This window comes from Arthrobacter sp. MMS24-T111 (assembly GCF_054888995.1).
Genome location: NZ_JBTZRO010000001.1, coordinates 2,169,579 through 2,190,924, shown reverse-complemented (window position 1 = coordinate 2,190,924; position 21,346 = coordinate 2,169,579). Strand labels below are relative to the sequence as shown.

At 67.0% G+C, this 21,346-nt stretch carries 19 protein-coding genes; 7 read left to right on the top strand and 12 right to left on the bottom strand.

Annotation, left to right across the window (positions count from 1 at the left end):
* Positions 1–32 precede the first annotated feature (32 nt).
* The 3 genes from ACX5I6_RS10280 to ACX5I6_RS10270 are packed head-to-tail and all read right to left on the bottom strand — an operon-like array spanning position 33 to position 2,870.
* The gene (locus tag ACX5I6_RS10280; protein WP_461840423.1) at positions 33–998 is read right to left on the bottom strand and encodes an ABC transporter permease; all 966 of its coding nucleotides are present in this window, start codon (positions 996–998) and stop codon (positions 33–35) included.
* Positions 988–1,713 carry an ABC transporter ATP-binding protein gene (locus ACX5I6_RS10275; RefSeq protein ID WP_461840422.1) on the bottom strand — a complete coding sequence of 242 codons (726 nt, stop codon included), beginning with the start codon at positions 1,711–1,713 and terminating at the stop codon, positions 988–990. Before ACX5I6_RS10275 ends, ACX5I6_RS10280 begins: the two co-directional genes overlap by 11 nt.
* A 26-nt stretch (positions 1,714–1,739) precedes the next feature.
* The gene (locus ACX5I6_RS10270; protein WP_461841700.1) at positions 1,740–2,870 is read right to left on the bottom strand and encodes an ABC transporter substrate-binding protein; all 1,131 of its coding nucleotides are present in this window, start codon (positions 2,868–2,870) and stop codon (positions 1,740–1,742) included.
* Positions 2,871–3,132: 262 nt separating this feature from the next.
* On the opposite strand from ACX5I6_RS10270, the gene ACX5I6_RS10265 reads away from it, so the two are divergent.
* Positions 3,133–3,708, top strand: coding sequence for an SRPBCC family protein (locus tag ACX5I6_RS10265; RefSeq protein ID WP_461840421.1), 576 nt, complete (start codon positions 3,133–3,135; stop codon positions 3,706–3,708).
* Here the strand turns inward: ACX5I6_RS10265 and ACX5I6_RS10260 are convergent.
* Genes ACX5I6_RS10260 through ACX5I6_RS10240 form a run of 5 tightly spaced genes read right to left on the bottom strand, consistent with a single transcriptional unit; the run spans position 3,662 to position 9,400 of the window.
* Positions 3,662–5,071 carry a sulfate adenylyltransferase subunit 1 gene (locus tag ACX5I6_RS10260; RefSeq protein ID WP_285248542.1) on the bottom strand — a complete coding sequence of 470 codons (1,410 nt, stop codon included), beginning with the start codon at positions 5,069–5,071 and terminating at the stop codon, positions 3,662–3,664. The genes ACX5I6_RS10265 and ACX5I6_RS10260 overlap by 47 nt on opposite strands.
* Positions 5,071–6,015, bottom strand: a complete 945-nt coding sequence (gene cysD, locus ACX5I6_RS10255) for a sulfate adenylyltransferase subunit CysD (protein WP_018760574.1) — start codon at positions 6,013–6,015, stop codon at positions 5,071–5,073. The genes ACX5I6_RS10260 and cysD overlap by 1 nt, the downstream gene beginning before the upstream one ends.
* Positions 6,012–6,767, bottom strand: a complete 756-nt coding sequence (locus tag ACX5I6_RS10250) for a phosphoadenylyl-sulfate reductase (protein WP_461840420.1) — start codon at positions 6,765–6,767, stop codon at positions 6,012–6,014. Before ACX5I6_RS10250 ends, cysD begins: the two co-directional genes overlap by 4 nt.
* The gene (locus ACX5I6_RS10245) at positions 6,731–8,476 is read right to left on the bottom strand and encodes a nitrite/sulfite reductase (protein WP_461840419.1); all 1,746 of its coding nucleotides are present in this window, start codon (positions 8,474–8,476) and stop codon (positions 6,731–6,733) included. The genes ACX5I6_RS10250 and ACX5I6_RS10245 overlap by 37 nt, the downstream gene beginning before the upstream one ends.
* 54 nt (positions 8,477–8,530) lie before the next feature.
* Positions 8,531–9,400 (bottom strand): sirohydrochlorin chelatase, encoded by an 870-nt coding sequence (locus ACX5I6_RS10240; protein WP_461840418.1) that lies wholly within the window; start codon positions 9,398–9,400, stop codon positions 8,531–8,533.
* Positions 9,401–9,460: 60 nt separating this feature from the next.
* Here ACX5I6_RS10240 and ACX5I6_RS10235 point away from each other — a divergent pair, with 60 nt between their 5' ends.
* Both ACX5I6_RS10235 and ACX5I6_RS10230 read left to right on the top strand, forming a co-directional pair.
* Positions 9,461–10,114, top strand: a complete 654-nt coding sequence (locus ACX5I6_RS10235; protein ID WP_018760578.1) for a trimeric intracellular cation channel family protein — start codon at positions 9,461–9,463, stop codon at positions 10,112–10,114.
* A gap of 50 nt (positions 10,115–10,164) precedes the next feature.
* Positions 10,165–10,596: a hypothetical protein gene (locus tag ACX5I6_RS10230; RefSeq protein ID WP_461840417.1), complete on the top strand. Its 432-nt coding sequence runs from the start codon at positions 10,165–10,167 to the stop codon at positions 10,594–10,596.
* 1,033 nt (positions 10,597–11,629) lie between these two features.
* Here ACX5I6_RS10230 and ACX5I6_RS10225 read toward each other — a convergent pair.
* Genes ACX5I6_RS10225 through ACX5I6_RS10215 form a run of 3 tightly spaced genes read right to left on the bottom strand, consistent with a single transcriptional unit; the run spans position 11,630 to position 14,835 of the window.
* Positions 11,630–12,730: a polyprenyl synthetase family protein gene (locus ACX5I6_RS10225; protein WP_461840416.1), complete on the bottom strand. Its 1,101-nt coding sequence runs from the start codon at positions 12,728–12,730 to the stop codon at positions 11,630–11,632.
* A complete protein-coding gene (locus ACX5I6_RS10220; protein ID WP_461840415.1) occupies positions 12,727–14,058 on the bottom strand; it encodes a geranylgeranyl reductase family protein in 1,332 nt (443 codons plus the stop codon). Before ACX5I6_RS10220 ends, ACX5I6_RS10225 begins: the two co-directional genes overlap by 4 nt.
* A gap of 3 nt (positions 14,059–14,061) precedes the next feature.
* Positions 14,062–14,835 carry a demethylmenaquinone methyltransferase gene (locus ACX5I6_RS10215; RefSeq protein WP_285248533.1) on the bottom strand — a complete coding sequence of 258 codons (774 nt, stop codon included), beginning with the start codon at positions 14,833–14,835 and terminating at the stop codon, positions 14,062–14,064.
* Between the two features lie 114 nt (positions 14,836–14,949).
* Here ACX5I6_RS10215 and ACX5I6_RS10210 point away from each other — a divergent pair, with 114 nt between their 5' ends.
* From ACX5I6_RS10210 to ACX5I6_RS10195, 4 genes are all read left to right on the top strand, one after another.
* On the top strand, positions 14,950–16,338 hold the full coding sequence (locus tag ACX5I6_RS10210; RefSeq protein WP_461840414.1) for an isochorismate synthase: 1,389 nt from the start codon (positions 14,950–14,952) through the stop codon (positions 16,336–16,338).
* A gap of 176 nt (positions 16,339–16,514) precedes the next feature.
* The gene (locus tag ACX5I6_RS10205) at positions 16,515–17,468 is read left to right on the top strand and encodes an ABC transporter substrate-binding protein (protein WP_461840413.1); all 954 of its coding nucleotides are present in this window, start codon (positions 16,515–16,517) and stop codon (positions 17,466–17,468) included.
* A gap of 35 nt (positions 17,469–17,503) precedes the next feature.
* Positions 17,504–18,463, top strand: a complete 960-nt coding sequence (locus tag ACX5I6_RS10200) for an amino acid ABC transporter permease (protein ID WP_461840412.1) — start codon at positions 17,504–17,506, stop codon at positions 18,461–18,463.
* Positions 18,460–19,236, top strand: coding sequence for an amino acid ABC transporter ATP-binding protein (locus ACX5I6_RS10195; RefSeq protein WP_285248529.1), 777 nt, complete (start codon positions 18,460–18,462; stop codon positions 19,234–19,236). Before ACX5I6_RS10200 ends, ACX5I6_RS10195 begins: the two co-directional genes overlap by 4 nt.
* Positions 19,237–19,359: 123 nt before the next feature.
* Here the strand turns inward: ACX5I6_RS10195 and menD are convergent, their stop codons facing one another.
* Positions 19,360–21,120 (bottom strand): 2-succinyl-5-enolpyruvyl-6-hydroxy-3-cyclohexene-1-carboxylic-acid synthase, encoded by a 1,761-nt coding sequence (gene menD / locus ACX5I6_RS10190; protein WP_461841699.1) that lies wholly within the window; start codon positions 21,118–21,120, stop codon positions 19,360–19,362.
* Between the last annotated feature and the right edge of the window lie 226 nt (positions 21,121–21,346).

Here is a 21,346-nt window from a genome sequence, read left to right as displayed (position 1 = left end):
GGCTTTCTGCAGTGGTTGGGTGCCGGCGCGGGCTAGCGGGTGCTGCCGGACAGGAGGCCCCGGCTGCGGAGGAGCCGCTTCTCGATGGGGCCGAAGACCAGCAGCTCAATCAGGATGCCCACCGCCAGGATCAGGAGGATGGCAGCCATGACCACGGCCATGTCCGAAAGGGTCCGGCCCTGGTCCAGCAGCGAACCCAGGCCAAAGCCGATGGTGCCGCCCACCGCAATGATTTCGGCGGCCATGAGGGAACGCCAGGAGAAGGCCCAGCCCTGCTTCAGGCCGCCCAGGTACCCCGGCAGCGCGGCCGGAAGGACAATCTGCAATGCCATCTGGAGCCGGGACGCGCCCAGCACGGTGCCCACCCTGCGGTACTGCGGCGGGATCTGGTCCACGCCGGAGATGAGCCCGTTGATGATGGAGGGGATGGCTCCCATGAACACCACGAAGTAGACAGTGGCATCGGTAAGGCCGAACCAGATGATGGCCGCGGGGACCCAGGCCACCGAGGGCAGGACCTGCAGGCCGGAGATCAGCGGGCCGAAGGCTCGCCGCAGCGGCGCCACCTGGGCCAGGAGCAGACCTACCGGCGTGGCGATGGCCACCGAGATGAGGAAGCCCACCACGCCCCGCTGCAGTGACGTCCAGACGGACTCCTGCAGCTTGCCGTCGCTCCAGAGGACCCCGAGCTGGCTGAGGACGTCCAGCGGTCCGGGCACCAGGTCGCGGCGCTTGACGCCCAGCGAGACGTAGAACTGCCAGACCAGCACCAGGACCACCAGGGCAGCCACGGGCAGGAGGATCCGGCTCCAGTCGATCCGGTGTTTGCGGTCGGCGTCGGACTGCAGGGAATCCAGGCCGGACTCCAGCTCGCGTAGGTCCTCTTTGCCGGTGGACGTCCTGGTCAGGGCGGCATGGACGTGACGGGTTTCAGCGGGTGTGGTGTCGACAGGCTCAACCACCGGTTCCTCCTCAACCAGGGGTGGGTTACTTGGCATGGCGGCGAATCTCCTCCCGCAGCCGGGCGGTGATTACCCCGGTCAGCTGGCCGGCGAGCCCGGCGTCGGTTCGGTGTTCCTCGGTGACGGACCATTCCTGGACCACCCGTCCGGGACGGGAGGACAGGAGCAGCACGCGCTGTCCCAGCCGGACAGCCTCGCGGACGTTGTGGGTGACGAAGACGATGGTGCGCCCGGTTTCCTTCCAAATCCGTTCCAGCTCATCGTGCAGCAGGTCACGGGTAATGGCGTCCAGCGCGGCGAACGGCTCGTCCATGAGCAGCAGCTGCCGGTCCTGCGCCAGCGAGCGGGCCAGCGAGACACGCTGCCGCATGCCGCCGGAGAGTTCGTGCGGACGCTTGTCCCCGGCAGAGCCAAGGTGCACCAGTTCCAGGAGTTCCTGGGCCTTGGTGCGGCGCTCGGTTTTGCCCACACCCCGGAGCTTCAGGGCCAGTTCGATGTTTTCCCGGGCCGTGAGCCACGGGAAGAGCGCGGCATCCTGGAACATGAAGGCGGCGCCGTCGCTCGGCACTTCCAGGGCGCCCGACGTCGGCGCTTCCAGTCCCGCAATGATGTTCAGGAGGGTGGACTTGCCGCAGCCGGAGGCACCGAGGAGGGCAACGAATTCACCCTGCTTGATGTTGGCGTTGACGTCGTCCAGTACCGGGGCGCCGTCGCCGAAGCGTTTGCCCAGGTTTTCCAGTACGACTGGCATGGTGCCGTCCTTAGGTAGTGGGTGGGTCAGTCCTGGCCGAGTCCGGCCGCGGAGATCTTGTCGGCGCCACCGGTGACCTGGTTGAGCGCACGGAGGTCGAAGAGCCCGTTGATGTCGGCCTTCTTGGTGGTTCCCGCATCCACGCCGTCCTGCAACAGCTTGGGGTAGCTGCCGGCCAGCGGGTCAAGGGTGAAGGTGATGTTTGCCAGCGACCTGGTAAGGACACCGTTGGGCAATGCTGCCCCGGCGGATTCCTGCAGTGCGGCGTTGATGAGGTTCGCCTTCTCGTCGGCGGGCGCGGAGTTGAGCCAGGCCACGGATTCGGCGTTGCCCTTGAGCAAGGCCTTGACGGTGTCCGGGTGGTCTGCAGCGAACTTCTGGTTGACGATCAGGATGGTGGTGGGAAACTCGCCCGGCTTGCCGGTCCCGGTGCCGTCCCAGAGGTCTTTCTCATCCACCAGCACCTTGGCGCCGGCCTGGAGCACCAGGCGGGAGGCCCACGGCTCAGGCAGCCACGCGCCGTCGAGCTTTCCGTCCTGGAACAGCTTCAGCGTCTGGGCGTTCTCGGTGGGGTTGATGGCGACGTCGCCGCTGCCGTCCACACTGGTCTTGTACCCCTGATTGGAAAGCCAGGCGCGGAGTGCGACGTCCTGGGTGCCGCCCAGCTGCGGCGATGCGAGGGTCTTGCCCTTGAGGTCTGCGGCTGAGGTGATCTCGGGCTTGACCACCAGCTGGGCACCGCCCGCTGCCGCCCCGGCAATTACCCGGACGGACTCGCCCTGGCTCTTGGCGAACGAGTTGATGGCCGGGTTGGGGCCGATGTAGGCGGCGTCGATGGCGCCTGCGTTCAGGGCTTCGATGGCGGCCGGTCCGGCGTTGAAGGTCTGGGTGCTGAGCTTGGTGCTGCCCAGGGCCTGCTGGAGGAATCCTTTTTTGACGCCCACCAGGGCCGGGGCGTGCGTGACGTTGCCGAAGTAGCCCAGTTTCAACTCGGCCGCGGGGCTGGTCTCTGCGGCCTGGGCCTCGGTGTTGCGGGACACGTTCGAGGCCACAATGGCGCCGACGGCGATCAGGAGGACCAGCCCGATGGCCAGGGCAGCTTCGATGGCACGCTTGCGCTTGGGAACCGCGCTTTGGCCTGCCACGATGCGGGTCATCCCGGGCTTGGAACTAGTCATTGTTTCACCATAGGGAGTGGCCCAAACCCGTTCAATGACGCGGAAACGGGGGGTCACGCACGTTCATGTAGCGTCACATTCGGCCGCCCCGGGGCCCGGTTTCACAGATCCAGGCGCTGCGGCGTTGACCACCTGCCACGGCATGTGCTCCACCGTGGCGGGTGCGCCGCCCCATCGTCCCGGCTAACGTGGCTTGGAGGCTTACCGCAACGGCACACCCGCAGCTGCAAGGAGACCAGGCATGGTGAACGTCCAGACCGAGATCCACATCGACAGGCCCCGGCGTGAGGTGGCGGAGTACGCGGCAGACCCGGGGAATGCACCTAGGTGGTACCGGAACATCCACAGCGCCCAGCGGCTCAGCGGAGGTCCTGCAGGGGTGGGTTCCCAGGTGGCTTTCACTGCGAAATTCCTGGGCAGGGAGCTGAAATACACGTACGAATTCGTGGAGTTCATTCCCGGCGAGAGGCTGGTGATGCGGACGGCCCAGGGCCCCTTCCCCATGCAGACCACCTATACCTGGACGGACGACGACGGCGGGACACGCATGACGCTCGGCAACAGCGGGAGCCCCTCGGGTTTCTCCAGGCTCGCCGGGTTGTTCATGGAGCCGATGATCCGGCGCGAAACCCGCCGGGACCTGCAGCGGCTGAAGTCCATCCTCGAGGGGCACAGCCAGATCCGCCCGTCACCACCGATTCGCCGGAAACCTGCGGGCTCGCCGTTCAGGAACGGCGAGCCCGGCAGTCTTCCGGCGAATCGAAAAGGGACTAGATGCTGTAGCGCTCGTCCTCGTGGTCGCCCGGGTGGTCCTTGACCAGGCCGGCGGCCAGCGTGTTGCCGTCCAGCGGGTCGATGACCAGGAACGCTCCGGTGCGGCGGTGGTGCAGGTAGTTCTCCAGCGGCAGCGGGGCAGCGAGCCGGAGCTGGGCGTGGCCGATGTCGTTGAGCTCCAGGTTCGAGGCGGCCTCCAGCTTGAAGGTGGCCAGGTCCAGCTTGCCTGAGACGTTGCGGACCATCGCCTGCACCGTACGGGTGCCGTGCTTGACCAGCACCTTCTGGCCTTCGCGCAGCGGCTTCGGGGAAAGCCAGCACAGGGCGGCGTACAGGTCGGCGGAAGCTTCGCGGACGGTGCCGGCGGCGGCGATGGTGTCACCGCGGGCGACGTCGAACTCGTCCGCCAGCCGGATGGCCACCGACTGCGGGGCGGCGGCTTCCTCCAGGGAAGCGCCGGCGAAGTCGATGCCCGCCACGGTGGTGGTCCGCGGCGACTGGCCCGGCGTCAGCACAGAGACTTTGTCTCCCACCTTGACCGAACCTTCTGTGATCTGGCCGGCGTAGGCACGGTAGTCGCGGTAGGCCTCCACGTCCAGGCCGGCGGCGACGGCGTCCGGGGCCAGGGCACCCTGCGGCCGGATCACCAGTTGCACGGGGAAGCGGAAGCTTTCCAGGTGGCTCTCGAGCTCATCGGCTGCGGGGAGGGTTTCGAGGACCTCGAGCAGGGCGGGCCCGGTGTACCAGGGGGTGCGCTCCGAGCGGTCCACCACGTTGTCGCCGTCGAGCGCCGAGACCGGGATGACCAGGAGGTCGCTGATGCCGTCCGAGCCGAGGCCCAGTTCGCGGCCCACCTGCTGCACATCGGCTTCGATCCCGCGGAAGACGGATTCGCTGAAGTCCACCAGGTCGATCTTGTTCACGGCCACGATCACGTGCGCCACGCGCAGCAGCTGCAGCACGGACAGGTGCCGGCGGGTCTGCTCCAGCACGCCCTTGCGGGCGTCAATGAGGACGACGACGGCATCCGCGGTGGACGCGCCGGTCACCGTGTTCTTGGTGTACTGGACGTGCCCGGGGCAGTCAGCCAGGATGAAGCTGCGCTGGTCGGTGGCGAAGTAGCGGTAGGCCACGTCAATGGTGATGCCCTGTTCGCGCTCGGCGCGCAGGCCGTCGGTCAGCAGGGCCAGGTCGATGCCGCCCTTGTCGCCACCAAAGCCGCGGTCGGCTGAGGTCCGGGCGACGGCGTCGAGCTGGTCAGCCAAAATGGCCTTGGAATCGTGGAGGAGGCGGCCCACCAAAGTGGACTTGCCGTCGTCGACCGATCCCGCCGTGGCGAACCGGAAGAGCGTGGTGGGCAGGCTGTCGTTGATTGAGCCTGTCGAAATCTCGGAAATCGTGCTCATTAGAAGTACCCGTCCTTCTTGCGGTCTTCCATGGCGGCCTCGGAGATGCGGTCATCTGCGCGGGTGGCGCCACGTTCGGTCAGGGTGGAGGCGGCGACTTCAACCACGACGTCGGACACCGTGTAGGCGTTCGATTCCACGGCACCGGTGCAGGACATGTCCCCGACGGTGCGGTAGCGGACGGTCTTGGTGATGACGTCCTCATCAGGGCGCGGCTGGGACACTTCGCCCACTGCACGCCACATGCCGTCGCGGGCGAAGACCTCGCGCTCGTGGGCGTAGTACAGGCCGGGCAGCTCGATGTTCTCGCGCTCGATGTAGCGCCAGATGTCCAGCTCGGTCCAGTTGCTGATGGGGAACGCGCGAACGTGCTGGCCCACGGTGTGGCGGCCGTTGTACAGGTTCCACAGCTCGGGGCGCTGGTTGCGCGGATCCCACTGGCCGAATTCGTCGCGCAGGCTCAAAATGCGCTCCTTGGCGCGGGCCTTGTCCTCGTCGCGGCGGCCGCCGCCGAACACGGCGTCGAACTTGTTCTGCTGGATGGCGTCCAGCAGCGGCACGGTCTGCAACGGGTTGCGGGTGCCGTCGGCGCGCTCTGCCAGCTCGCCCCGGTCGATGAACTCCTGCACGGAGCCGACCACGAGCTTCAGGCCCAGCCGCTCAACGGTGCGGTCGCGGAAGTCGATGACCTCGGGGAAGTTGTGGCCGGTGTCCACGTGCAGCACGGGGAACGGCACCTTGCCGGGCCAGAACGCCTTGGTGGCCAGGTGCAGCATCACCACGGAGTCCTTGCCGCCGGAGAACAGCAGCGCAGGCTTCTCGAATTCGGCAACAACCTCGCGGATGATGTGGATGGCCTCGGACTCCAGGGTGTCCAGGCTGGACAGGCGCGTGGATACGGCGGCGTCAGTCACCTGGGTCTCCTCGGTAAGTGAAGTGCTCATACGTGTAGTCCGCATTCTGTCTTGTCGGTTCCAGCCCAGCGGCCGGCGCGGGGGTCCTCGCCGGGTGCCACCTTGCGGGTGCAGGGCTGGCAGCCGATGGAGGGGTAGCCCTGGGAAAGCAGCGGGTTGACGGGCAGGAGGTTGTCGTCGGAGTACTGGACCAGCTGGTCGAACGTCCAGGCGGCCATCGGGTTGACCTTGACCAGTCCGTTCTTCTCGTCCCAGCCGATCAGGGGGGTGTTGGTCCGGGTGGGGGCTTCGTCGCGGCGGACACCGGTGAACCACAGCTCGTAACCGGCAAGGGTGCGCTGCAGCGGAGCCACCTTGCGCAGGGCGCAGCACTGGGCGGCGTCGCGGGCGAAGAAGTCCTTGCCCAGGAGCCGGTCCTGCTGCTCCACGGTGTTTTCGGGGAGCACGTCCACCACGTTGACGCGGAGGTTCGCGGCCACCTCGTCACGCGTGGCGTAGGTTTCCGGGAAGTGGTAGCCGGTCTCCAGGAACAGGACGTCGACGCCGGGCATCTGGTCAGCGACCAGGGCGGGCAGGACGGCGTCGGCCATGGAGCAGGCGACGGCGACGGCGGGCAGCTCGAAGTTGCGCTCCACCCAGGCGATGACGTCGCGGGCGGGGGCGTCCCAGCCGAGCTCGGCGGCGCCGGCTTCGGCCAGGGCCTTCAGCTCTTCCTTGGAACGGAGCTTGGCCGGCTGTGCGGTTGTCACTGGAGTGCCTCCTCGTCTGCTGCGTGGGTCCATTCGGCGAAGGTCTGGCCTTCGGTGCGGTCGGCGACGAACCGGCGCACCACGCGCTCCACGTAATCGGGCAGGTCGTCGACGTACACCTTCAGGCCGCGGACGGTCCGGCCCAGGCCGGCTTCCTCGCGGGTGTTGTTCGCCAGGCCGCCGCCAAGGTGGACTTGGAAACCCGGGGAGGGCTCGCCGTCGGGCGTTGGCAGCATCATGCCCTTGAGTCCGATGTCCGCCGTCTGAATGCGGGCGCAGGAGTTCGGGCAGCCGTTGATGTGCAGGGACAGTGCCTGCGGCAGCTGGCCGGATTCGGCGAGGTCGGCCAGGCGGCGTTCCAGTTCGGCCACGGCGGTGGCGGCCGTCATCTTGGTTTCAACGATGGCCAGCTTGCAGTATTCGATGCCGGTGCAGGCGATGGTGCCGCGGCGGAACACCGACGGCCGTGCAGAGAGGCCAAGGGCGTCCAGCTCGGCTACCAGCGGCTCCACCTGGTCCTTGTGGACGTCCAGGACCACGAGCTTCTGGTGCGGGGTGGTGCGCAGCCGGTAGGAGCCGCGTGCCTCCAGGGTGTCGGCGAGCTTGACCAGCGCGGAGCCGGAGAGCCGGCCGGCCAGCGGCGTGGCGCCGATGAAGAACTTGCCGTCCTTCTGCTCGTGCACGCCCACATGGTCGCCCGGGGTGGCGGGCTTGGGGGCGGCGGGACCGTCGGCCAGCTTGTAGCCAAGGTATTCGTCCTCGAGGATCTGGCGGAACTTCTCCGGCCCCCAGTCGGCCATCAGGAACTTCAGGCGGGCCTTGGTGCGCATGCGGCGGTACCCGTAGTCGCGGAAGATGCTGGTCACGCCGAGCCATACGTCGGCGGCCTGCTCCGGCTTTACGAAGGCGCCCAGACGCTTGCCCAGCATGGGGTTGGTGGACAGTGCGCCGCCGGCCCAGAGGTCGTAGCCGATGCCGAGTTCGGGGTGCTTGATGCCGACGAGCGCGAAGTCGTTGATCTCGTGCACCACGTCCTGGCTGGGGTGGCCGGTGATGGCGGTCTTGTACTTGCGCGGCAGGTTGGACAGCAGCGGGTTGCCGATGAACCGCTCCCCCAGCTCGGCGATGAGCGGGGTGGGGTCGATGATCTCGTCCTTGGCGATCCCGGCCACGGGCGAACCCAGGATGACGCGGGGCACGTCACCGCAAGCTTCGGTGGTGGACAGGCCCACGGATTCCAGGCGGTTCCAGATCTCGGGGATGTCTTCGACCTGGATCCAGTGCAGTTGGATGTTTTGGCGGTCCGTCAGGTCGGCGGAGTCGCGGGCAAAGTCCACGGAGATCCGGCCGATCACGCGCAGCTGCTCGGTGGTGAGCGCGCCGCCGTCGATCCGTACACGGAGCATGAAGTACTTGTCCTCAAGCTCGTGCGGCTCGAGCGTGGCGGTCTTGCCGCCGTCGATCCCGGGCTTGCGCTGGGTGTACAGGCCCCACCAGCGGAACCGGCCATGCAGGTCCTGGCTCGGGATGGCGTCGAAGCCTTCCTTGGCGTAGATGGTCTCGATACGCTCGCGCACGTTCAGGCCGTCGTCTTCCTGCTTCCAGGTTTCGTTGGCATTCAGCGGCGTCTTGCCGTCCACCTTCCACTGGCCGTGCGGCTTCGCGGCGGGTCGGGACGGGCGTGCGGGGCGCTTGGGGGCAGCCGAGTCCGCAGACGCTCCGGCTAGAGCTGTATCAGTCATGCAACGACTGTAGGGCGCCCCCGATTTACGTCACAAAGGTCCGGAAATGCTGAGTCACCTAGGGAAATATTTCGTCACGAAACGCCGAACGGCCTTGAAGATGCCACCCTGCTGTGCATCGGCGGGCGGCCCGGCCACTCCCGCCGCCGGTGCCTCAGGCGCTGCTTCCGGGGCCGGTTCTGGGCGGGCTTCGTGCATCGTCGCGACGGCGGCGTCGTACCTGTCCAGCGCGATTTCGGCGAGCGTCGCGGATGGCAGCAGGGGTTCGGTGACGACGTCGGCGCCCGCCTTCGCGAGCTGGTCGTGGAAGAAGCCCGGCGCCAGCAGGTAGGAGGCAATCACCACCCGGCCTCCGACGTCGACCGCTCCCGCTGACTCCCCCGCACCCGCACCTCCTGCCAGCTCCTCCCGAAGCATGGCGACGGCGTCGGGCACCGAGGGCTTGGCCGAGGCACCATACGCGGCCACAATCCGGTTGGTCCGGAGCTCCCTGAGCTGGCCCAGCAGCTCCTCGACGCTGACGGCGGCGTTGGGATTGGACGAGCCCGCCGCGGCCAGGACGACGACGTCATTATCCGTGGTGCCGGCCTCGCGCAGCCGCTGGTCCAGCAGGGCGGCAAGCCGGGGGTCCGGGCCCAGCGGAGCGGCGGCGGCGCTGCCGGGGCGGCTCTTCACGGCCCGCGCAATATCCACCTTCACGTGGTACCCGACGCTCAGCAGCAGCGGGACCACCACCGCGGGCTCCCCCTCCGGCAGGCCCGCCACCACGTCCACCAGGTCCGGCTGCTGGACGTCCACATAGGCTTCCCGGACATCCAGGCCCGGCCGGAGTTCAGCGATGGCGGCGCGCAGCGCGTTGACCTCCGCTGCTCCCTGTGTGTTGGACGTCCCATGGGCGCAGGCGATCATGATGGGGCTGTTCATAGGGGCTAGCGTAACGTTGGAGCCGCCCTGTCCGCCCTCTTTGAAATACCGGGACGCCCCATGACATTCGCCTTTGACAACTCCCCGGTGTGGCTGGACCTGCTGGGCGTGTTCTTCTTTGCCGTCTCAGGGTCGTTGCTTGCGGCGAGGAAGCAGATCGACATTGTCGGCTCCCTGCTGCTGGCGTCGCTGGTGGGCCTTGGCGGCGGTGTCATCCGGGACATCATCATCGCCGTGGTCCCGGCAGCGTTCACCAACCCCGCCTACCTTTTCCCGCCGGTCTTCGCCACGGCGCTCGTGTATTTCCTGTTCTCCAGCGTCCAGCGCTACACGTCCCTGCTGGTCCTCTTCGACGCCGCCGGGCTGGCCCTGTTCTGCATGACCGGCACCCTGAAGGCCCTGGCCACCGGGCTGAACCCGGTGGCGTCCGTGCTGCTGGGCGTGACGACCGCGGTGGGCGGCGGCCTCCTGCGCGACATCACCGCCAACGAGGTGCCGGAATTGTTCAACCCCAAGGACATTTACGCGCTGCCGGCGTTCCTGGGTTCGTCCTTGACCGCCGTGCTGTGGGTGCTGGGCGTCTTCAACGTGCTGACGGCGGCGGCCATCGCGGCCTTGGTTTTCACGTTCCGGGTCCTGGCCTGGCGGCGGTCGTGGCAGGCGCCGCTTGCCGTCCGCGGGTGGCACCGGCGGGCTGGCGATACGGGGCTGTAGTGGCTGTTCCGTGTCATTTTGGAGGGTCCGGGATTGGCTAGGATATGAGCATGACTGACATGTTCCTCGAGAAGTTCCGCGCGCTTGTTCCGAAGTATCTCGAGGATGAATGGCAGGAAGCAGATGGCCTGACCCCCGAGGAGCTGGACAGCGCCCTCGCCGAGCACCAGTTCGACATCCCCTTGGTCCTGCGTGAGTTCTACCTTGCCCTGGGCGGCTGCGAAGACCTGATGGAGGCCTACCACTACTTCTGGGACCCGGAAGAGCTCGAAGTCGATGACGAGGGCTTCCTGATGTTCCTCGAAGACGAAGAGGAACAGTTCACCTGGGGCTTCCGCGTGGGCGACCTCGGCGTCCCGGACCCCATTGTCTACCGGCGCAACAACGCCCGCGGCCAGTGGAAGTCCGAGGAAGGCACCTTCTCCGAGTTCGTGTTCGACATGTTCGAGTGGGCTTTCGAGGACGACGAAGAGGAGGAGTAGGGGTTTCCTGCTCCCCCGCTGGGCCGGCCCTCGCTGAATCTCCCCACCTTTGAGGGGTGCCGACGGCGTGTCCCCCGGTGTTGCCCGCGAGTCCCCGGCTTTGCGGTTGAAAGCCGGCAATTTCAGCGGATAACCCTGCCCCTGAGCACCTCCCAGACCTCGGCAAGCACCTTCTGCGGGTTGTGGACCACGTCCGCGTACCCGTATCGCAGCACCGCATAGCCACTGAGGTGCTGGCATTGTTCCGTGAGCGGTCTTTCTTCACCTGTCGCGGCTCCAAGTGGCTGGCACCGTCGATCTCGATGATCAGGAACCCCTCCAGCAGGAAGTCGACGCAGCCGATTCCGGGCAATCCGACCTGGGTCTGGGTATGGATTCCCGCTGCACGAAAGAGGATGATGTCAGTCGTACTGGCGACGGGCTCCGCCGTACCGTGCGGGACCAGGGACCCGCACGGTGCACCACGGCATGCGGCGGCCCCGCGTGCCGGCACAGCAGATGCACCTTCTCCGGCGGGTGCAGCAGCCACAGTCCTCGATAGGGAGCCCCTGAGGCGCAGGTAAGCAGTCCGTTGCCGAGAACCGCAGCCACAAAGTCCTGAGGGGCTTCCCGGAGGGCCAGCACTCCGTGCCTGAGGCGGCAGAGTTCACCGGATGCCGCCGCTGAGGAGCCTGGTTCGCGCTATGTGGGTAACCCGCGGCGCTGAAACTCCTCACGTTCCGGCTGCCGTCCCGGCGTGCCGCCGCAACATGCCGAGGCTGGTCACCCTCCCGGCGCTGAAAGGCGGGCAGACTCGGCGGCAAAACTTTTTGACACGGGCAGTTACAGAAGACTTGCGCATTGTGACAAAGCTGTCATAAGCTATTCACGGATCCGCTAAACGCCTCCGGCGGGTCTGATGCGAACGGAGAGATAGCCCCGGTTCACAGCAGCTTCGGTTGTTGAGGACCGGGGCTATCCCGTTAACGCCACACCATAAGAAGAAGCCCGGCACCTGCTGGCTGGACCAGAGGCGCCGGGCTCCCGCAAAAGATCAGCTGGCGCGGTCCACCACGGCCAGGGCAAAGTTGGACAGCGACTCCTTGACCACGCCGTCCGGCAGGGGTGCCAAGGCGGCGATGGCTTCATCGGCCCAGCGGCGTGCCACTACCCAGGACTCGGCCGTGACGGGGTGCTCCCGCAACCCGGCGACGGCGGCGGCAAGGGCCTCGTCCGAGGTCAGGTCGCCGTCAATCAGCGTCAGGAGCTCGACGGCGGACTGGTCGCCATCGGCGGCAGCCTTGCGCAGGAGCAGCACCGGCAGGGTGGGAACCCCTTCGCGGAGGTCCGTTCCGGGTGACTTGCCGGACTTTACCTTGACACCGGTGACGTCGATGACGTCGTCGGCCAGCTGGAAGGCAACGCCAACCTTCTCGCCGTATTCCACCAGGATGTCCTCGAATGCCTCGTCGGCGCCGGAGAAGATGGCACCGAACTGGCCCGAGGCTGCCACCAGGGAACCCGTCTTGTCCGCGATCACGGACAGGTAGTGCTCCACCGGGTCCTCGTCCGGACGCGGGCCCACGGTCTCGTGCAACTGGCCCAGGCACAGGCGCTCAAACGTGCGGGCCTGGATACCCAGCGCACGCCCGCCCAGTTCGGACACCAGGATGGATGCCCGGGCGAAGATCAGGTCGCCGGTGAGGACGGCCACCGAGTTGCCCCAGACTTCGTGGGCCGTGGGAGCGCCGCGGCGGAACGGGGCGGAGTCCATGACGTCGTCGTGGTAAAGGGTGGCCAGGTGCGTCAGTTCAACCACGACGGCGGCCTGGACCACGGCGGGCAACGATGCGTCACCGAGGTGGGCGCACAGCAGGGTCAGCAGCGGCCGGATGCGCTTGCCCCCGGCTTCCACCAGGTGGCGGGACGTGGCATCGGCAAGCGGATCCGAGTTGGCGATCGCCTCGCGAAGCTTTTTCTCCACCTTTGCCAGGTTGTTGGTGATGGCCGGGCCCAGCTCGGCATCCCCCGCGATCGCCGCGAAGCCTGCCGGCAGCTGGAGGCCCGTGGCAATGGCGGTGGTGTTGAGGCTGGGTTCGGAGTCCGGCAGGCCGTGCCCGGCGTGCGTCCAGCTGTGGTCTGCGGATTTGGTCACGGGTTAACCCTAACTTTTTGTTGCGGATACCGCTGATTCGAAGCTGACGGGGTATTGGACGTGGCCGGAACCAGCGATTCCAGGACGCGGATCACCCGGTCCTCGAAACCCTTCGCTGAAGGGTCCGTGAGGTTGGCCAGGAGCCGGACCACGAACCGCATCAGGACCGGGATGGGCATGCCGGTCCGCAGGGCGAGTTTCATGACGGCGGGCTTGCCGATCAATGCGGCGAAGGCCCGGCCGAGGGTGAAGTGCGAGCCCCACTGGCCGCGCACGTAGTCCGCGTACCGCGACAGGTGCGCATCGGCGTCGTACGTTCCGCCCAAGGCGGCCGAACGGGAGGAGGCGTCGATGATGAACTCGGCCGCATACCGTGCCGACTCCATCGCGTAGGAGATGCCCTCACCGTTGAACGGGGACACCATGCCACCGGCGTCGCCCAGCAGGAGCAGGCCCGGAGCGTAGTGGGGTGTGCGGTTGAAGCCCATGGGCAGCGCGGCGCCGCGGATTTCGCCCACTTGGTTCTCCGGTGTGAAGCCCCAGTCGGCGGGCATCCCGGCGGTCCATTCGCGCAGTACCTGCTTGTAGTCCAGTTTGCCGAATTCCTTGGAGGAGTTCAGGATGCCCAGGCCCACGTTGGAGGTGCCGTCGCCCACGCCGAACACCCAGCCGTAGCCGGGCAGCAGTTTTCCGTCGCGGCCGGGGAGTTCCAGCCAGCCCTCCATCCAGTCGTCGTCGGTGCGCGGTGAGGTGAAATAAGTGCGGACCGCAACGCCCAAGGGCCGGTCGTCACGCTTTTGGATCCCGAGGGACACGGCCGTGCGGGTGGAGTTGCCGTCGGCTGCGAGGACGACGTCGGCAGCAAAGTCACGCGTCTCGCCCGTCTTGCGCCCGTTCCCGTCAAGGAGCGATGCGCGGACCCCGGTGACGCGGCCGGCATCGTTCCGGAGGGCATCGGTGACGCTGTGCCGTTCAAGGATGGTGGCACCGGCGGCCTCGGCGTGGCGCGCCAGTTCCTCGTCAAAGCCGAGGCGGGTGCGGATCAGGCCATACTGCGGGAAGTCGGACACCTCGGGCCAGGGCAGCTCGATGGTGCGGCCGCCGGCAATGAGGCGAAGGCCCTTGTTCCTCCGCCAGCCGTCGTTCTCGGGGTGCGGCAGGCCAAGCTTCTGGATTTCGCGGACGGCGCGGGGCGTGAGTCCGTCCCCGCAAACCTTCTCGCGCGGGAACTGCGTCTTTTCCACGACCGTGACCTCAAGGCCGGCCTTGGCGAGGTAGTACGCGGCGGTGGACCCGGCCGGACCTGCGCCGACAATCAGTACCTTCACAGGTCAGCGGACGATGTTGCGGCGCAGCTTGGCCACCGGGCCTTTGTGCGCGGCGATGGCGGCAGCGGCACCCTCGGGGCCGGCGGCAGGCTTGAAGGCCCGGTGCACCGCCACGATGCCGCCGGTGAGGTTGCGGTAGGTGACCTTTTCCCAGCCGCTGTCCTGCAGCCAGGCGGCCAGGTGGTCCTGGTCCGGCCAGGCGCGGATGGACTCGGCAAGGTAGACGTAGGCGTCCGGGTTGGAGGCCACCTTGACGGCGATGGCCGGCAGGGCACGCATCAGGTATTCGGTGTACATGGTGCGCCACAGCGGGACCACGGGCTGGGAGAACTCGGCGATGACCAGGCGGCCGCCGGGTTTGGTGACGCGCAGCATCTCGGCCAGCGCCTTCTTGGGCTCGTTCACATTGCGCAGGCCGAAGGAGATGGTGGTGGCATCAAACGTGTTGTCCGCAAAGGGCAGGTTGGTGGCGTCACCGGCGATGAAGTCGATGTCCGGGCGGCGGCGCTTGCCCACCTTGAGCATGCCCAGGGAGAAGTCGCAGGCCACTACGTCTATGCCGGCGTCGGCATATGGTTCGCTGGAGGTGCCCGTGCCGGCGGCGAGGTCAAGGACGCGCTGGCCCTTGGAGACTTCCATCGCGTCCACCACGATCTTCCGCCAGCGGCGGGTCTGTCCCATGGAAAGGACATCGTTGACGACGTCGTATTTAGGGGCGACGTCGTCAAACATCGTGGCTACTTCGTCCGGACGCTTATCCAAGGATGCTCGGTTCACCATGACATTGTCTCAAATGTTCGCGGCCGTCCGGACCAGCGCCTCCATCTCCTTTTTGCCCCTCCCCGCACCCGGAGATGGCCCGGGCCTACGCGGGAGTAGTGTTGTCTCATCATGACGAGCACGTTCCGCACCCTGACAGTCCCCCTGGATGGCAAAACATTCCCCGGGGGGCTGCCTTCGTTTCTGGTCCGGGACGATGTCCTGTGCTGGACCCGCCGCGAAGCCGGGCTGGCCGGGTTTGGCGAGATTTCACGCTTCACCGCCACAGGTCCGGACCGGTTCCTGGAGGCGGATATCTGGTGGCGGCACCTGGTCCTCGAGGCGGACGTCACGGATGCCGTGGAGCTGCCCGGCACCGGGCCCGTCGCTTTCGGTTCGTTCGCTTTCTCGAAGACCTCGCGGCACGAGTCGCGGCTGATCGTGCCGGAGATCGTGGTGGGCGTCCGGGACAACCAGGTATGGCTCACCCAGCTGACGTTCGACGACGGCCCGCTCACCGAAGAGACGGCGGTTGCGGCACTGGACCGCTGGCTCAGCAGCAGTTCAGCTGCCGGTGAAGCCACGACGACGGCGGACCCGGCCGGGGACGGCACCCTTGATGAGGTGCCTGGCCCAGCCCGCGGCGCCGTCGTGCGTCCCCTCCCCCTGGCCGCCGGCGCAACACTGCACACCGGGTCCCTCAGCGAGGAAGGCTGGATGGACGCCGTGGCAGCCGGCGTCGCCGAGATCCGTACCGGCGCGCTGGAGAAGCTGGTGCTGGCGCGGGATGTGGTGGCAACCATTCCTTCGGGCGTACATGCCGCCGATGTATTGCGTGAGCTCGCCGCCAGGTACCGCGAATGCTGGACCTACGGAGTGGATGGCCTGGTGGGCGCCACGCCGGAGATGCTGATCCAAGTGGAAGGACGCACCGCCCAGGCCCGCGTACTCGCCGGCACCCTTGACCGGCGGGACGCCCACGGCGAGGACGGCGCACCCATGGATTACGCCACCCGGGTCCTGGCGGGTTCGGAGAAGCAGCGCCACGAGCACGAGATCGCCATCCAGTCGCTAACCAAGCAGCTGGCGCCCTTCTCCGAGGCGATGAACGCCCACGACGAACCGTTCATCCTGGAGCTGCCCAATGTCTGGCACCTGGCCTCCGACGTCAAGGCGGAGCTCACCGAGGTGGAAGGGCATGTCCCCACGTGCCTGGCGCTGATCAACGCACTGCACCCCACTGCGGCCGTCTGCGGGACGCCCACCCTCGTGGCGGGCGAGCTGATCCGCAAGCTGGAGCACCTGGACCGTGGACCGTATGCCGGGCCGGTGGGCTGGCTGGACGCCGCGGGCAACGGCGAATGGGGCATCGCGCTGCGCGGTGCCGTCATTGAGTCTGCCGACACCGTCCGGCTTTATGCCGGGTGCGGAATAGTTGACGGCTCGCTGCCGGAGGCCGAATTGGCTGAAACGTGGGCCAAGTTCCGGCCCATGCTGGAATCCCTGGGCATCAACAGCTAGCTTCTTGGGGCCCCGAGTCTGGGATGACAGACAAGTCCTGCTCTGGAAGTCTTGATTTTGCCCCCGCTACAGTTATCCAATAGTGAAACTTAGTTGCGTGTGACGTACCTCTCTTGTTGAGCGTTACACTATAAGCCGCGTTAGTACCTCATAGCCCCTGCAACAAAAGGTAAGAAATGCAGACTCCCCGTACCCTCCTGGGCACCTCCAAGCTGACCGCCGCCACTATGATCGCCATCAGCGCCCTGGCCCTCTCAGCATGCACCAATGCCTCGGAAACGGGTCCCTCCAGCGCGGCCACCTCCTCAGGCAGCGCCAGCGCCAGCTTTGATCCCACCACCGTCAAGAAGGACGACGCCCTGGCCGCCATGGTCCCGGACGCCATCAAGTCCAAGGGCACCATCACCGTTGGTTCTGACACCAGCTACGCCCCCGCCGAGTTCCTCGGTCCGGACGGCCAGACTCCCGTGGGCTACGACGTGGATATCGCCAAGGCCATCGGCGCCACGCTGGGCCTCAAGGTCCAGGTCCAGACTGCCGAGTTCACCGGCATCCTCCCGGCCCTCGGCCCCAAGTACGACCTGGGCATCTCCTCGTTCACCATCAACCCGGAACGCCTGGGTGCCGTGAACATGGTCAGCGACTTTAACGCCGGCACCGCCTGGGCAGTACAGAAGGGCAACCCCAAGAAGTTCTCGCTGGATGATGTCTGCGGCAAGTCCATCGGCGTGCAGACCGGCACCGTGCAGGAAGACCCGGACCTCGCCGACCGCAACAAGAAGTGCGCGGCCGACGGCAAGAAGCCCATTGATATCGTCACGCTGAAGAACCAGACGGACGTCACCACGCGCCTGGTGAACGGCAGCATCGACGCCATGGCCGCCGACTCCCCCATCATCGGCTACGCCCTCACCCAGACCAACGGCCAGCTGGAGAAGCTGGGCGACGTCTACGACTCCGCACCGCAGGGCATCGCCGTGGCCAAGGCCGACACCGCCTGGGCTGACGTCATCCAGAAGGCCGTCACCAAGCTGATGGCAGACGGCTCCTACAAGAAGATCCTGGAAGGCTGGGGCAACTCCGAGGGCGCCATCACCAAGTCCGAGGTCAACCCGGCGGTTAAGTCTTGAGTTTTCGCGTTACCGACGACAAGTCAGGCGTGCACATGGAACACCATCAACAAGGGGACGCACCCGTACTGAACAAGTCAGTGCCGGTGCGCCACCCCGGCCGGTGGATCAGCGCTGCCATCATCCTGCTGCTGGTGGCCGGGCTCGTGCAGAGCCTGTTCACCAACGCCAACTTCCGCTGGGACGTTGTGGGCACCTACATCCTGGACGTCAAGGTTGTCCAGGGCGTGGGGTGGACGCTCCTGCTGACGGTGGCATCGATGGTCCTGGCCATCGTCCTGGCCATCCTGCTGGCGGTCATGCGGCAGTCCGACAATCCGGTCTTCCGCTGGTCCAGCTGGGTCTGGGTGTGGTTCTTCCGCGGAACTCCGGTCTACACGCAGCTGGTGTTCTGGGGCCTTGTCACGGTTCTCTACCCGGCCTTCACGCTGGGGATCCCGTTCGGTCCCGAACTGTTCAGCTATGCGCTCTCCGATCCCAGCAAAGGCCTGATCCCCGCGATCCTCGGCCTCGGCCTGAACGAGTCGGCCTACCTGGCGGAAATCTTCCGGGCCGGCCTCAAGTCCGTGGACCGGGGCCAGCAGGAAGCCGCGGAGGCGCTTGGCATGTCCAAGGGCAAGATCATGTGGCGGATCATCCTGCCGCAGGCCATGCGGATTATCGTCCCGCCCACCGGAAACGAAACCATTGGCATGCTGAAGACCACCTCACTGGTCCTGGCGGTCCCGTTCACGCTGGACCTGACCTTTGCCACCAATGCCCTGGCCAACCGCATCTACCTCCCGATTCCGCTGCTGATCGTTGCCGCGTTCTGGTACCTGCTCGTCACCAGCATCCTCATGGTGGGCCAGCACTACCTCGAGGCGTACTACGGCAAGGGCGTGGACAACCTCGCTCCCGCTGCCGTGAATCCTGCAGCGGCCAAGGCTGCCGGTGCGGGTGCCGACGCCCAGCGGTCCATGAAGACGGACTTCCCCGAGGAGAGTGCACGATGACGGTCACAGCCGAAAAGCCGCTGGTCAAGATCGAGGGCCTGCACAAGTTCTACGGGCCCCACCATGTCCTCCGGGGCATCGATATGACAGTGCAGCAAGGCGAAGTGTCGGTGGTGATCGGGCCTTCGGGTTCCGGAAAGTCCACCATGCTGCGCTGCGTGAACCTGTTGGAATCCATCAGCGCCGGGCGGATCTCCGTAGGCGGCCAGCTGATTGGCTACCGCGAGGTCAATGGCAAGCTCCACGACCTCAAGACCAAGGAAATCGCCGCCCAGCGCCGCGAAATCGGCATGGTGTTCCAGCGGTTCAACCTGTTCCCGCACAAGACTGCGCTGCAGAACGTCATGGAGGCGCCCGTGCACGTTAAGGGCCAGTCCAAGGCTGCCGCGCAGAAGCGTGCGCTGGAGCTGTTGGACCGGGTGGGCCTGGCGGACCGATCCGGCCACTACCCGTCCCAGCTCTCAGGCGGCCAGCAGCAGCGCGTTGCCATCGCACGCGCGCTGGCCATGGACCCGGAACTCATGCTCTTCGACGAGCCCACATCGGCGCTCGACCCGGAGCTCGTGGGCGATGTCCTGAACGTGATGAAGGACCTGGCAAAGTCGGGCATGACCATGATCGTGGTGACCCACGAGATCGGCTTTGCCCGCGAAGTGGGCGACACCCTGACCTTCATGGACGGCGGTGTGGTGGTGGAATCGGGCGACCCCCGGGAGATCATCGCGAACCCGCAGCATGCCCGGACCAAGGAGTTCCTGGGCCGCGTGCTCTGACGCTCCTGCATTTCCCGTTCGATGCGCACATTCCCTGGCGCTGCCGTTATTCCGGCAGCGCCAGGGAATTCTTACGTCACGGGGCAGTTCACCCGTCGAGGGGCACCGACGCGGGGGCGGCGCTTACCGGCCCGCGAGGACTCCCGCGACGGCGGCGGACACGGCGTCCTTGATACGGGCATGGAGCTGCCTGAGCTGCCGGCGGTCCGTGCGGACTTCGACGATGCTGCGCCCCTGCACAGGCTGGCCGAGCGCTTCGGCGAGTCCCGCCGTCGTACTGACCAGTGAATGCCCGACGCCGTACGCCCTGGCAAGTGCCGCGATGTCCACCGAGTGCGGGGTGCCGAAGAGGCGTTCGACGGCGTCCCCGTAGCGGCCGCCCTCCTCCACTCCCCCGTGCTCCAGCAGACTGAAGATGGCGCCCCCGGAATCGTTGAGGACCACGATCCGCAGGTCCGGCTGTTCCTCGCCCGCGCCGAGGAAGAGGCCGCCGGCGTCGTGCAGGAACGTCACGTCGCCCAACAGGACCGTGGTTTCCTGCAGCCCGCCCAACGCGATGCCCGTGGCCGTGGAAATGGTTCCGTCGATCCCGGCCAGGCCCCGGTTGGCGTAGACCGTGGCGGCAGGATCCGGGGCCGGCAAACCGGCCAGGTCAACGTCCCGGATGCCGTTGGAGGATCCGAGCAGCAGGTGGCCGCGGGCATTCCTCCACACCAGAGATGCGACGGATGGGCCGGTGGCGGCGGACTCTTCGGAGACCACCTGGTCCAGCGCGTGCTGGGCGGCCGACCCGGCGAGCAGCCAGGTATCAAGCCAGGCGGAGCTCCCGCGGCCGGCGAAGTCGGCCAGGTCCGCAAGGTTTTCCAGCGGCAGTTCGGTGCGGCGCCCGGGTTCGTACCAGGCGACAGGTACCGGCTGGTACAGGGCTGATTCAATGTCCGCGCGGGCAAGGAGGGAGGCCACGGGGCGGGACAGCGTGGGCCGGCCGAACAGCACCACACGCTCTATGGGGAGTGCTGAGCCGGCCCCGAAGTGCTCCAGCAGCAGCCTGTAGGGGCCCAGCGCGTTGGGCCCGAACCTGGCGTTGGACGAGGGCTCAGCCAGGAGCGGGAGGTTGTGGGCGCGGGCGAAGGCCTCGGCGACAGGCCCTGCGTCGTGCCCGGCGAGCACCACCGCCCGCCGCTCGGGCAGGTCCTCCGGGGCGGGCGGCAGGTTCATGACCAGCGGCTCGAATCCCACCCGGTAGCGTTGCCGCTCCACCGCCTCGGGCAACCCGTCACGTGGCGATGGAACCAGCGGGTCCCGGAACGCGAGGTTGAGCTGGACCGGCCCCGGCGGCAGGTCCGGGAACGCCCCGGTGGCCGCGGACAGCCCGGTTTCCACGGCGCGCTGCGGGCTGGTCCCGGCGGGTATGTCGGCGGCGAACCGGACCTGCTCGCCGAACAGGTCCGGCTGGACTGTGGTTTGGTTGGCGCCGGTCCCGCGCAGTTCCTCCGGCCGGTCCGCCGACAGGACGATCAACGGAACGGCTGCGTGGTTGGCCTCCATCACCGCCGGCATCAGGTTCCCGACGGCGGTCCCGGATGTGGTGAGGACGGCCGCCGGCGTTCCGGTGGCGAGGGCAAGGCCCAGGGCCGCGAAGCCGGCACACCGCTCGTCGATCCGCACCAAGAGCTCCACCCGGCCGGCCGCAGACGCCTCTGCCAGGGCATAGGCCATGGGGGCCGACCGGGAACCGGGCGATACCACCACGTGCCGCACCCCGCCGTCGAGCATGACGTCGACGGCGATCCGTGCCGCAGCAAGGGCGCTCAACCCGGGGGCGGCGTTGGCGTTCCCGGGATCGGTTTCGGCGGAGGTGTCCGGTGCGGGTTCGTTCGGCAAAGTCACCCAACCAGTCTGCCACCCTCCAACCCCCGCTCACCTATGACAGCCAATCCCCCAACGCCCGCTCACCTATGACAACTCAAAAAGAAACGCCCGCTCACCTATGACAACTCAAAAAGAAACGCCCGCTCACCTTATGCGCCCAAGAAGGGCACAAGTGAGCGGGCGTTGCCAGAAAAGCCGTCAAAGGTGAGCGGGCGTTACCAGAAGACCCGTCAAAGGT